General features: G+C 72.4%; 12 protein-coding genes. 11 read left to right on the forward strand and 1 reads right to left on the reverse strand.

Annotated features, from left to right (window positions below; all coding sequences use genetic code 11):
* The first annotated feature begins 6 nt into the window (after positions 1-6).
* Both ACZ4WH_RS10445 and ACZ4WH_RS10450 read left to right on the forward strand, forming a co-directional pair.
* Positions 7-912: a ribonuclease Z gene (locus ACZ4WH_RS10445; protein WP_468178698.1), complete on the forward strand. Its 906-nt coding sequence runs from the start codon at positions 7-9 to the stop codon at positions 910-912.
* Between the two features lie 20 nt (positions 913-932).
* The gene (locus ACZ4WH_RS10450) at positions 933-1,937 is read left to right on the forward strand and encodes an adenosine deaminase (protein WP_468178700.1); all 1,005 of its coding nucleotides are present in this window, start codon (positions 933-935) and stop codon (positions 1,935-1,937) included.
* Here ACZ4WH_RS10450 and ACZ4WH_RS10455 read toward each other — a convergent pair.
* On the reverse strand, positions 1,889-3,172 hold the full coding sequence (locus ACZ4WH_RS10455) for an MFS transporter (protein ID WP_468178702.1): 1,284 nt from the start codon (positions 3,170-3,172) through the stop codon (positions 1,889-1,891). The two genes, ACZ4WH_RS10450 and ACZ4WH_RS10455, sit on opposite strands and share 49 nt — an antisense overlap.
* A 192-nt stretch (positions 3,173-3,364) precedes the next feature.
* On the opposite strand from ACZ4WH_RS10455, the gene ACZ4WH_RS10460 reads away from it, so the two are divergent.
* The 9 genes from ACZ4WH_RS10460 (at position 3,365) to ACZ4WH_RS10500 (ending at position 11,709) form a co-directional block, all read left to right on the forward strand.
* Positions 3,365-4,345 carry a 5-dehydro-4-deoxyglucarate dehydratase gene (locus ACZ4WH_RS10460; RefSeq protein WP_468178704.1) on the forward strand — a complete coding sequence of 327 codons (981 nt, stop codon included), beginning with the start codon at positions 3,365-3,367 and terminating at the stop codon, positions 4,343-4,345.
* Positions 4,342-5,631 carry a glucarate dehydratase family protein gene (locus tag ACZ4WH_RS10465; protein WP_468178706.1) on the forward strand — a complete coding sequence of 430 codons (1,290 nt, stop codon included), beginning with the start codon at positions 4,342-4,344 and terminating at the stop codon, positions 5,629-5,631. The genes ACZ4WH_RS10460 and ACZ4WH_RS10465 overlap by 4 nt, the downstream gene beginning before the upstream one ends.
* Positions 5,632-5,734: 103 nt before the next feature.
* On the forward strand, positions 5,735-6,880 hold the full coding sequence (locus ACZ4WH_RS10470) for a carbohydrate kinase family protein (protein ID WP_468178974.1): 1,146 nt from the start codon (positions 5,735-5,737) through the stop codon (positions 6,878-6,880).
* 502 nt (positions 6,881-7,382) lie between these two features.
* On the forward strand, positions 7,383-8,462 hold the full coding sequence (locus ACZ4WH_RS10475; protein ID WP_468178708.1) for a PhoH family protein: 1,080 nt from the start codon (positions 7,383-7,385) through the stop codon (positions 8,460-8,462).
* 12 nt (positions 8,463-8,474) lie between these two features.
* Positions 8,475-8,972, forward strand: coding sequence for an rRNA maturation RNase YbeY (gene ybeY, locus ACZ4WH_RS10480; protein ID WP_030657030.1), 498 nt, complete (start codon positions 8,475-8,477; stop codon positions 8,970-8,972).
* Positions 8,973-8,981: 9 nt separating this feature from the next.
* On the forward strand, positions 8,982-10,283 hold the full coding sequence (locus tag ACZ4WH_RS10485) for a hemolysin family protein (RefSeq protein WP_468178710.1): 1,302 nt from the start codon (positions 8,982-8,984) through the stop codon (positions 10,281-10,283).
* On the forward strand, positions 10,280-10,639 hold the full coding sequence (locus ACZ4WH_RS10490) for an MmcQ/YjbR family DNA-binding protein (RefSeq protein ID WP_468178712.1): 360 nt from the start codon (positions 10,280-10,282) through the stop codon (positions 10,637-10,639). Before ACZ4WH_RS10485 ends, ACZ4WH_RS10490 begins: the two co-directional genes overlap by 4 nt.
* 47 nt (positions 10,640-10,686) lie before the next feature.
* Positions 10,687-11,040 carry a cytidine deaminase gene (locus ACZ4WH_RS10495; protein ID WP_468178714.1) on the forward strand — a complete coding sequence of 118 codons (354 nt, stop codon included), beginning with the start codon at positions 10,687-10,689 and terminating at the stop codon, positions 11,038-11,040.
* A gap of 192 nt (positions 11,041-11,232) precedes the next feature.
* Complete coding sequence (locus ACZ4WH_RS10500) at positions 11,233-11,709, forward strand: hypothetical protein (protein ID WP_468178716.1); 477 nt, start codon at positions 11,233-11,235, stop codon at positions 11,707-11,709.
* Positions 11,710-11,850: the final 141 nt, after the last annotated feature.

Genomic DNA, 11,850 nt, shown 5'->3' on the forward strand with positions numbered 1-11,850 from the left:
GCGACCGTGTCCGTCCGTGAACTGGTGGTCCTCGGCACCGCCAGCCAGGTCCCGACCCGGCACCGCAACCACAACGGCTACCTGCTGCGGTGGGACGGCGAGGGCATCCTCTTCGACCCCGGCGAGGGCACACAGCGGCAGATGCTGCGCGCCGGGGTCGCCGCCCACGACCTGAACCGGATCTGCGTCACCCACTTCCACGGTGACCACAGCCTCGGTCTGGCCGGGGTCATCCAGCGGATCAACCTGGACCAGGTGCCGCACGAGGTCACCGCGCACTACCCGCGCTCCGGCCAGCGCTTCTTCGACCGCCTGCGCTACGCGACCGCCTACCGGGAGACGGTCGGCCTCACCGAGGCCCCGGTCGCCGCCGACGGCATCCTCGCGGTGACCTCGGCGTACACCCTGGAGGCCCGCAGGCTCTCGCACCCGGTCGAGTCCTACGGCTACCGCCTGATCGAACCCGACGGCCGCCGCATGCTGCCCGACCGGCTCGCCGCCTTCGGCGTCAAGGGCCCGGACGTGGGCCGTCTCCAGCGCGCGGGCCGGCTCGGGGACGTGACGCTGGAGGACGTCAGCGAGGTGCGGCGCGGGCAGCGGTTCGCGTTCGTCATGGACACCCGGCTCTGCGACGGCGTGCACGCGCTCGCCGAGGGCTGCGACCTGCTCGTCATCGAGTCCACGTTCCTCGACGAGGACGTGGAACTCGCCGTCGAGCACGGGCATCTGACGGCCGGGCAGGCCGCCGCCGTGGCCAGGGACGCCGGGGTACGGCACCTCGTGCTCACCCACTTCAGCCAGCGCTACACCGACCCGGAGGAGTTCGAGCGGCAGGCGCGGGCGGCCGGGTTCGCGGGGGAGCTGACCGTGGCCTACGACCTGCTGCGGGTGCCGGTTCCGAAACGGCGGTAAAACACCCGTACGATGCTTTGATGCCCCTCCCGAAAGCAGAACTGCACCTCCACATCGAAGGCACTCTGGAGCCGGAGCTGGCCTTCGAGCTGGCCGCCCGCAACGGCGTGACCCTCCCGTACGCGGACACCGACGCCCTCCGCAAGGCCTATCAGTTCGAGGATCTCCAGTCCTTCCTGGACCTCTACTACGAGCTGATGGCCGTCCTGCGCACCGAGCGGGACTTCGCCGACCTGGCGAACGCCTACCTCGCCCGGGCCGCCGCGCAGGGCGTGCGGCACGCGGAGATCTTCTTCGACCCGCAGGCGCATCTGTCCCGGGGCGTGGCCATGGGCACGGTCGTGGAGGGGCTGTGGCGGGTGCTCGGCGACAGCGAGGCCGAGCACGGCGTCTCCACCAAGCTGATCATGTGCTTCCTGCGGGACGAGTCCGCCGAGTCGGCCCTGGCCACCCTGGAGGCCGCGAAGCCGTACCTGGACCGGATCACCGGCGTGGGCCTGGACTCCGCCGAGGTCGGGCACCCGCCGGTGAAGTTCCGGGAGGTGTACGAGGCCGCCGCCGCGCTGGGGCTGCGCCGGGTCGCGCACGCCGGTGAGGAGGGGCCGCCGGAGTACATCACCGAGGCGCTGGACGTGCTCGGCGTGGAGCGCGTCGACCACGGCCTGCGCTGCGTGGAGGACCCGGCGCTGGTCGAGCGGCTGGTCCGGGAGCGGATTCCGCTCACGCTGTGCCCGCTGTCCAACGTCCGGCTGCGGACCGTCGACACCCTGGCCGACCATCCCCTCCCCGCCATGCTCGACGCCGGCCTGCTGTGCACGGTCAACTCCGACGACCCGGCGTACTTCGGCGGATACGCGGGCGACAACTTCACGGCCGTGCACCAGGCCCTTGGGCTGTCCCGGGACCGGCTGCGCGAGCTGGCCCGCAACTCCTTCCTCGCCGCCTTCCTGGAGGACGACGAGGAGCGCAGGGCCCGTTACCTGGCCGAGGTGGAGGCGTACGAGTTCGGGGACGCGGTGTCGTAAGCGCGCCGAGCGGGTACGGCGGGCGTGTCCACCCGGACTTCCACGACCGGGAGTTCCGTGACCGGGGTTTCCAGGACCGGGGCGTCGACCGGCACTTCCACGACCGGCAGGGGGCGCCTGCCCGTCCGCAGCGCCACCGCCGTCAGCGGTACGGCGATCAGCAGCAGCCCGGCGCCGAGCACCCGCCCCATCGCCGGGAAGCCCGCCCCGGCGGCCAGCACACTGCCCGCGAGCGGCCCCGCCGCCGTCCCCAGCGAGGACGCCGAGCCGACGAGGACCGTCCAGCGGCCTCGCGGGTCCAGGGACGCGGCCAGCGCGATGACGTACGACAGCACGACCGGGTAGAGCAGGTTCCAGGCGATCTCGCCGGCCGCGAACGCCGGCAGGTCCGTCGCCGACGCGCTGAGCGTGACGCAGCCCGCGATGAGGGCCGTACCGGCGCCGATGGGCAGGGCCCGGCCCAGCCGGGGGCCGAGCGCGCCCGCGCCCACGACGCCGAGGAGCCCGGCGCCGAGCGCGACCGCGAAGACCGCGCCGACGGTGACCTCGGTGAGGTGGGCCTGGTCGAGACCGATCCGGCCGCTGACGCCCCACAGGGCGTTCTGGGCGAGGGACCAGCAGGGCATCGCGGCGGCCAGCAGCAGGCCGGCGCGGGGGTGGGGGAGGCGGTCGTAGCCGACGGCCGTGCGGGCCGGGGCCGTACGACCGGACAGGCGGCCGGTGAGCGGCCAGACGGCGAGCGCGGTCAGCGCGATCGCGGCGAGCGGGAGGCCGTGGCCGGGGCCGAGGTGCGGGATCGTCAGGTACAGGGCGCCCGCGAGGGCGGAGACGCCGAGCAGGCCGAGGGTGGTGACCCGGTGCGGGTCGCGCTGACCGGCGATGCCGCTCGCCGCCACCGCCGTGACCGTGCCGGACCCCAGGCCGCCGACGATCGCGCCCGCGACGACGGCCGGTACGGCGCCGGTGAGGGCGGCGCCGCCGTAGCCGAGGGCGGCGAGCGCGAGACCGGCGCGGGCGAGGACGCGGGGGCCGGTCCGGTCGACCCGGGAGGCCAGCAGGAAGCCGGCGGTCGCCGAACTCAGCAGCAGGGCACTGCCGATGGCCCCCGCCTGGGTCGCGGTGAGCGGGAGTCCGCTGTCGAGTCTGCCGACGGTGGTGGGCAGCAGGTAGGGGGCGAGGTACCCGGCCGTGAACAGGGCGACGAGGGGCCAGGGCAGGGTGCGGGGGGCGGACACGGGCGTTCCCAGGGCAGGCGAGAAGTGCGGCTCGGAAAAAGGGGGATGGGCTGCGACCGTCGACGGACAGGAACGCGCGAGCAAGTTGTATCAAGCACGCGGTTCCGGAAGAAGTCCGGTGGGTGTGATCCGGACCACGGTTGCGTTTGGGGGTGGTGCAGGGGGGTAGGAGCGTTTAGCCTCGGTTCTCATATGTGGACGGTATTCACAAGAGGAGATGGTCAGGTGGGCGGCGACCCGGGTCCGCAGGACGTGGCGCGGCGACTGCGCGAGGGGATGGCCCGTGGCGTGCTGTCCTTCCCGCTCACCGCCTTCCACGACGACGGAACCCTCGATCCCGACGGCTTCCGCGCCCATGTCGCCGGCCGGCTGGCGGCCGGGCCCGGCGCCGTCTTCCCGGCGTGCGGCACCGGCGAGTTCTTCTCGCTGGACGAGGACGAGTACCGGACGGTCGTCACCCTCGCCGTCCAGGAGGCCGCGGGCCGGGTGCCCGTGGTGGCCGGCACCGGGTACGGATGGGCGCAGGCCGCCCGGTTCGCGCGGATCGCCGAGGAGGCCGGCGCCGACGCCCTGCTCGTGCTGCCGCACTACCTGACCGAGGCCTCGCAGGACGGCCTCGCCGCCCAGCTGGAACACCTCGCCGCCCGCACCCGGCTGCCGCTGATCGCCTATCAGCGCGGCCAGGTCGCCTACGGCGTGGGCGCGTTGCGGCGCATCGCCCGGGTCCCGAACGTCATCGGGCTCAAGGACGGCCACAGCGACCTGGACCGCCTCCAGCGCCTCACCCTCGCCGCGCCCGACGGCTTCCTCTTCTTCAACGGCGCCGCCACCGCCGAGATCCAGGCCCGCGCCTACGCCGCCGTCGGCGTCCCCGCCTACTCCTCCGCCGTGCACGCCTTCGCCCCCGAGATCGCCGGCGCCTTCTTCGCCGCGCTGCGCGACGACGACCACGCCACCGTCGACAAGCTGCTGCGCGACTTCTACGTCCCGTTCGTCGAACTCCGCGACCGCGCACCCGGATACGCCGTGTCCCTGGTGAAGGCGGCGGCCCGGCTGCGCGGGCAGCCGGTCGGACCCGTGCGCGCCCCGCTCACCGACCCCTCGCCCGCCGACCTCGCCGACCTGAAGGCCCTCCTCACCGCCGGACTCGACCTCGTAGGAGCCTCCCTGTGACCCGTGACCTGACCATCGCCGAGGTGCGGCTGACACCGATCTTGGTCGCCGACCCGCCGCTGCTCAACACCCAGGGCGTGCACCAGCCGTACACCCCGCGGCTGATCGTGGAGATCGTCACCGCCGACGGGACCACCGGGCTCGGCGAGACCTACGGCGACACCAAGTACCTGGAGCTGGCCCGGCCGCTGGCCGAGCGGCTCACCGGCCGGTCGGTCACGGATGTGAACGGCCTGTTCGGGATCGACCTCGCCGTGGACGCCTCCCGGGTCGAGGGCGAGGCGGACGCGGGCGGGCTGCGCGGGGTGCAGACCGCCGACAAGCTGCGGCTGTCCGTGCTGTCCGCCTTCGAGGTCGCCTGTCTCGACGCCCAGGGCAAGGCGCTCGGGCTGCCCGTGCACGCGCTGCTCGGCGGCAAGGTGCGGGACGCGGTCGAGTACAGCGCCTATCTCTTCTACAAGTGGGACCGGCACCCGGCGGGGGTTCCCGCCGAGCCGGACGAGTGGGGCGCCGCGCTCGACCCGGCCGGCGTGGTGGAACAGGCGCGCCGGCTCCAGGAGCGGCACGGCTTCGGCTCGTTCAAGCTCAAGGGCGGCGTCTTCCCGCCCGACGAGGAGATCGCCGCCGTCCGCGCCCTCGCCGAGGCCTTCCCCGGACACCCGCTGCGGCTCGACCCCAACGGCGCCTGGTCGGTGGAGACCTCGCTGAAGGTCGCGAAGGAACTCGGCGACGTCCTGGAGTACCTGGAGGACCCGACGCTGGGCACGCCAGGCATGGCCGAGGTGGCCGCCGGTACGGACGTGCCCCTCGCGACGAACATGTGCGTGACCACCTTCGGCGAGATCAAGGAGGCGTTCACGAAGGACGCCGTCCAGGTCGTCCTCTCCGACCACCACTACTGGGGCGGGCTGCGCAACACCCAGCACCTCGCCGCCGTCTGCGCCACCTTCGGGGTCGGGGTGTCCATGCACTCCAACACCCATCTCGGCATCAGCCTCGCCGCGATGACCCAGGTGGCGGCCACGGTCCCGAACCTCCACCACGCCTGCGACTCCCACTACCCCTGGCAGTCCGAGGACGTCCTCACCGAACGGCTCGCCTTCGACGGCGGCCGGGTCGCGGTGTCCGACGCGCCGGGCCTCGGCGTCGAGCTGGACCGGGACGAACTGGCCCGGCTGCACCGGCGGTGGGCCGAGGACGACGGCTCGCTGCGCGACCGCGACGACGCGGCGGCGATGCGCGCCGCCGAACCGGACTGGCGGACACCGGCGATGCCCCGCTGGTGAGCCGCTGGTGACCAGCTGGTGACCCGGCGCCGCGCGGCGTCCCGGTGCGTGACCTGGTGCACACTGGCCACAACCGCACCACGCCAGGGAGCGCACCGTGACGCTGTCGCACACCCTCACCGGAGAGGAACCGGAACACCTCACCCAGGCAGCGCGCTGCCAGACCCAGGTCGACCCGCTCGCCGCGCTGCGCGCCCCCGGTGACCCGCCCTGGGACGTCTACCTCACCGGTACGGTCTTCCTCGACATCATCTTCACCGGCCTGGACTCGGCGCCGGTGCGCGGCACCGAGTCCTGGGCCCGGGGCATGGGCTCCAGCCCCGGCGGGGTCGCCAACATGGCCGCCGCCCTCGCCCGGCTCGGGCTGCGGACCGCCCTCGCGGCGGCCTTCGGCGACGACCACTACGGCGAGTACTGCTGGGACGCGCTGGAGCAGGGAGAGGGCATCGACCTCTCCGCCTCGCGGACCGTGCCCGGCTGGCACTCGCCGGTGACCGTCTCCATGGCCTACGAGGGCGAGCGGACGATGGTCTCCCACGGGCACGAGCCGCCGACGGAGGCCGTGCTCCTCCAGGAGGACGCCACCACCCGGCCGCCCCGCGCGCGGGCCGCCGTCGCCTCCCTCACGCCGGGCCGCAGCGCGCCCTGGATCGCGCAGGCCGCCCGCGCGGGCACCCGCATCTTCGCCGACGTCGGCTGGGACGAGACGGGCGCGTGGGACCTGTCCGGGCTGGCCGACCTGGAGCACTGCGAGGCCTTCCTGCCCAACGCGGAGGAGGCGAAGCGGTACACCGGCACCGACTGTCCGCGGCTCGCCGCGCACGCCCTGACGGAGTACGTGCCGGTGGCCGTGGTGACGCTGGGCTCGGACGGCGCCTACGCGGTGGACCGGCGGACCGGGGAGACGGCGGAGGTGCCGGCGATCGAGGTGGAGGCGCTGGACCCGACCGGGGCGGGGGACGTGTTCGTCGCCGGGTTCGTGACGGGGTCCCTGGCGGGGTGGCCGCTGGCCGACCGGCTGGCCTTCGCCGGGCTCACGGCCGCGTTGTCGGTGCAGGAGTTCGGGGGGTCCCTGTCGGCGCCGGGGTGGTCGGAGATCGGGGCGTGGTGGCGGAAGGTGCAGTCCGTGCAGGAGCCTGCGGCGCTTCGACGGTACGCGTTTCTGGACGGGTTGGTGCCGGAGGAGCTGGATCGGGCCTGGCCGCTGCGGCGGGCCGTGCCGACGATCGGGTTCCGTCGGTCCGGCTGACGCACCAGGGGGCTCCGCCCCCTGGACCCCCGTCTCCCACCCACCCACCCGACTCGGTCGACTGGGAAGTGGCCCGCGGGGTGCGGCTCGGTCGGCTGGGAGGGGGCGTGGGGTACGGCTCGGTCGGCTGGGAGGGGCTCCGTGGGATGCGGCTCGGTCGGCTGGGAGGGGGCGTGGGGTGCGACTCGGGCGGCTGGAAGGGGCTCCGTGGGGGTGCGGCTCGGGCGGCTGGGAGGGGGCGTGGGGTGCGGCTCCGGCGGCTGGGAAGTAGTCCGCGAGGTCCGGCTCGGGCGGCTGGGAGGGCCCGTGAGGTGTGGCTCGGGCGGCTGGGAAGTGGAGCGTGGGGTGTGGCTCGGTCGGGTGGGAAAGCGGCTCGTTGGGGAGCGGTCGTATGAAAAGCCCTACGGTGTTGTCAGCCCCCCGTCGTACTCTGGATAGCGCGAGGCCGCCCTCAGCTACGCGGCCGTGACGAGGAGGAAGCGCAGGCCTTCAGAGCCGGCCCATGACACAGACACCCACAGCTCACACCCCCGCGCAGGAGCAGGCGAGAGCGCAGTTCACCGTCCCCGCCCAGCACCCCATGGTGACGGTGCTGGGTTCCGGCGACTCCCTCCTGCGCGTGATCGAGAGGGCCTTCCCGGCGGCCGACATCCACGTCCGGGGCAACGAGATCAGCGCGGTCGGCGACCCGGTCGACGTCGCCCTCATCTCGCGCGTGTTCGAAGAGATGATGCTGGTGCTCCGCACCGGGCAGCCGATGACGGAGGACGCAGTGGAACGCTCGATCGCGATGCTGCGGGCGAGCGAGGCAGGGACGAGCGACGGCCAGGAGACCCCGGCCGAGGTGCTGACGCAGAACATCCTGTCCTCGCGCGGTCGCACGATCCGCCCCAAGACCCTCAACCAGAAGCGGTACGTCGACGCGATCGACAAGCACACGATCGTCTTCGGCATCGGCCCCGCCGGTACCGGCAAGACCTACCTGGCCATGGCCAAGGCCGTACAGGCCCTCCAGTCCAAGCAGGTCAACCGGATCATCCTGACCCGTCCGGCGGTGGAGGCGGGCGAGCGGCTCGGCTTCCTGCCCGGCACGCTCTACGAGAAGATCGACCCGTACCTGCGCCCGCTGTACGACGCGCTGCACGACATGCTCGACCCGGACTCGATCCCGCGGCTGATGGCGGCCGGGACGATCGAGGTCGCGCCGCTCGCCTACATGCGCGGTCGCACGCTCAACGACGCCTTCATCATCCTGGACGAGGCCCAGAACACGAGCCCCGAACAGATGAAGATGTTCCTCACCCGCCTCGGCTTCGACTCGAAGATCGTGATCACGGGTGACGTGACTCAGGTCGACCTGCCGAACGGGCAGAAGTCGGGCCTCAGGCAGGTGCAGGAGATCCTGGAGGGCGTCGACGACGTCCACTTCTCCCGGCTGTCGTCCCACGATGTCGTACGGCACAAGCTGGTGGGCCGTATCGTCGACGCGTACGAGAAGTACGACAGCAAGTACGGTACCGAGAACGGCGGCCCCAAGGGCGGCCGTGGCAAGTCCGGCGCCAAGGGCACCAAGGGGAAGTAGACCAGCACGACCATGTCGATCGACGTCAACAACGAGTCCGGCACCGAGGTAGACGAGCAGGCGATCCTCGACATCGCCCGCTACGCGCTCGCGCGGATGCGCATCCACCCGCTCTCCGAGCTCTCGGTGATCGTCGTGGACGCCGACGCCATGGAGCAGCTGCACATCCAGTGGATGGACCTGCCGGGCCCCACCGATGTCATGTCGTTCCCGATGGACGAGCTGCGGCCGCCGTCCAAGGACGACGACGAGCCGCCGCAGGGGCTGCTCGGTGACATCGTGCTGTGCCCGGAGGTCGCCGCGAAGCAGGGGGCGGAGGCCCCGACGCAGCACTCCATGGACGAAGAGCTCCAGCTGCTCACCGTCCACGGGGTGCTGCACCTGCTCGGGTACGACCACGAGGAGCCCGACGAGAAGGCCGAGATGTTCGGGCTCCAGGCCGCCATCGTGGACGGATGGCGGGCCGAGCGCGGCCTGACCGGGCCGTCCCCGGCACCGACCGTCTCGTAAGCGGACCGTATGTCTCCGCAGATCGTGGTCGGCGCGATCGCGCTGGTCGTCGTCGCCTGGCTCGCCGCCTGCGCGGAGGCGGGCCTCGCGCGCGTCTCCAGCTTCCGCGCCGAGGAGGCCGTGAAGTCCGGCCGGCGAGGCAGCGCCCGGCTCGCCCAGATCGCCGCCGACCCCACCCGCTATCTGAACGTGGCCCTGCTGGTCCGCGTGGCCTGCGAGATGGCCGCCGCGGCCCTGGTGACGTACGCCTGCCTCCAGGCTTTCGCCGCCACCTGGCAGGCCCTGCTGGTCGCCATCGGGGTCATGGTCCTGGTGTCGTACGTCGCCGTGGGCGTGTCCCCGCGCACGATCGGCCGCCAGCACCCCCTCAACACCGCGACCGCGGCGGCGTACGTGCTGCTGCCGCTGGCCCGGATCATGGGCCCCATCCCCTCGCTGCTGATCCTCATCGGCAACGCGCTCACGCCCGGCAAGGGCTTCAGGCGCGGGCCCTTCGCCTCCGAGGCGGAGCTGCGCGCGCTGGTCGACCTCGCCGAGAAGGAGTCGCTGATCGAGGACGACGAGCGCCGGATGGTGCACTCGGTCTTCGAGCTGGGCGACACGCTGGTGCGCGAGGTCATGGTCCCGCGGACCGACCTGGTCACCATCGAGCGCTTCAAGACCATCCGGCAGGCCCTCACCCTCGCCCTGCGCTCCGGGTTCTCCCGCATCCCGGTCACCGGCGAGAGCGAGGACGACATCGTCGGGATCGTGTACCTGAAGGACCTGGTCCGCAAGACGCACATCAGCCGGGAGGCGGAGGGCGATCTGGTGTCCACGGCGATGCGCCCGGCCGTGTTCGTGCCCGACACCAAGAACGCCGGTGACCTGCTGCGCGAGATGCAGAAGGAACGCAACCACGTCGCCGTCGTCATCGACGAGTACGGCGGCACCGCCGGGATCGTCACCATCGAGGACATCCTGGAGGAGATCGTCGGCGAGATCACCGACGAGTACGACCGGGAACTCCCGCCCGTGGAGGACCTCGGCGACGACCGCTTCCGGGTCACCGCCCGCCTGGACATCACCGACCTGGGCGAGCTGTACGGCCTGGAGGAGTACGACGACGAGGACGTGGAGACCGTCGGCGGGCTGCTCGCCAAGGCGCTCGGCCGGGTGCCCATCGCCGGGGCCTCCGCCGAGGTCGAACTGCCCGACGGACGCAGCCTGCGGCTGACGGCGGAGGCCGCGGCCGGCCGCCGGAACAAGATCGTGACGGTGCTGGTGGAGCCGGTGCCCGTGTCCGTCGTCGAGGAGGAGAAGGCCGAGTGACGCCCCAGGAGCTGCGCGCCTTCTGCCTGTCCTTCAACGCGGCCGTGGAGGACTTCCCGTTCAGCCCGGAGATCTCGGTCTTCAAGGTGCTGGGCAAGATGTTCGCCCTGACGCACCTGGACGCGCGGCCCCTGACGGTCAACCTCAAGTGCGACCCGGAGGACGCGCTCCGGCTGCGTGGCGAGCACGAGGGGCTGATCGTCCCCGGGTGGCACATGAACAAGCGGCACTGGAACACCGTGACGGTCGACGGGGGGCTGCCGGACCGGCTCGTCCGGGAGCTGATCGAGGACTCGTACGACCTGGTGGTCGCCGGTCTGCCACGGGCCGAGCGGCTGCGGCTCGACCGTCCGTGAGCGCACCCGTGCCGGGTGGGCCCGCCGGGGCTTCGTATGCTCGGGGCATGACCGAGAGCAACGCGCTTGATCCCGAGGACCGCAAGATCGTCACCCTGGCCCGTTCCGCGCGGGCCCGCAATAGTGTGCCGGAGGGCGCGGCCGTGCGGGACGAGACCGGGCGTACGTATGTCGCCGGGTCGGTGGAGCTGGCTTCGCTGAAGCTGAGCGCGTTGCGTACGGCGGTCGCCATGGCCGTGGCTTCGGGGGCGCGGTCGTTGGAGGCGGCGGCTGTGGTGAGCGACGCGGAGGCCCTGCCGGCGGAGGACCTGGCCGCTGTGGCCGACCTCGGTGGTGCCGGGACGCCCGTGCTTCTGGCCTCGCCCGACGGCACCGTGCGGGTCACCGTTTCCGCCGGCTGACCGAACCGAACAGCAGGTCGGCTGGAATTCAACCTTGTTGCGGGCCTCCCGGCGCGGGTCAATGGGCCCGTACGGTCCGACGGACCGTCAGATCCGCACCCCGTGCAGCGTGCCCGCACCCGCCTGCGCAGGCCTCTCGTCCGTCGGCCGTCCCCCACGGCACTCCCCACCATGAAAGGGAAGCGGATCCCCATGAGAGGCAAGCGCACGGCAACGGGTGCGGCACTGGTGGCCGGGGCCCTCGCGGTCACCGGACTCGCCTTCGCGCCCACCGCGGCCGCCGTCACCCCCCAGTCGGCGACCATCACCGCGAACTGCGGCATCTTCGGCGGTGGCGCGGCCACGCTCACCGCCACCCAGAGCGGCGGCTCGGCCACCCTCACCCTCACCTCCACCGCGATCAAGACGCCGGTCGCGGTGGCCCAGGACTCGATCGCCTCCACGCTCACCATGGTCAGGGCGAGCGGCGGCACCACCGTCTTCAGCGGGACGAAGAACCCGGCCATGGCGAGCGGCGCCGCGGTCACCGTCGGCCCGCTCAGCGGCACCGTCGCCCCCGGTGACAGCCTGGAGGCGTACGGCGGCTCGCTGAAGATGGTCATCTTCGGCATCACCGTGACCTGTACGGCCTCGGCCAAGCAGTCACCCGGACCGTTCGTCTTCGACTGACTGAACTGAGCAATTGATTCCGGATGCCGCAGAAGCTGATGATCCGTCAGATTTCTGCGGCATCTCCATTGACTTCTCACCCCCGCTCCACATCAATGCCCCCTGTCGGCGCAGACGAGCCGCTGCGCCCGCAACCCTCAG

This window comes from Streptomyces sp. NPDC029138 (genome assembly GCF_055564375.1).

Coding starts and splice junctions, on each gene's coding strand:
- ACZ4WH_RS10450 (WP_468178700.1), top strand. CDS start 933: ATGCCCCTCCCGAAAGCAGAACTGCACCTCCACATCGAAGGCACTCTG.
- ACZ4WH_RS10460 (WP_468178704.1), top strand. CDS start 3,365: ATGTGGACGGTATTCACAAGAGGAGATGGTCAGGTGGGCGGCGACCCG.
- ACZ4WH_RS10485 (WP_468178710.1), top strand. CDS start 8,982: ATGTCTCCGCAGATCGTGGTCGGCGCGATCGCGCTGGTCGTCGTCGCC.
- ACZ4WH_RS10475 (WP_468178708.1), top strand. CDS start 7,383: ATGACACAGACACCCACAGCTCACACCCCCGCGCAGGAGCAGGCGAGA.
- ybeY (WP_030657030.1), top strand. CDS start 8,475: ATGTCGATCGACGTCAACAACGAGTCCGGCACCGAGGTAGACGAGCAG.
- ACZ4WH_RS10495 (WP_468178714.1), top strand. CDS start 10,687: ATGACCGAGAGCAACGCGCTTGATCCCGAGGACCGCAAGATCGTCACC.
- ACZ4WH_RS10500 (WP_468178716.1), top strand. CDS start 11,233: ATGAGAGGCAAGCGCACGGCAACGGGTGCGGCACTGGTGGCCGGGGCC.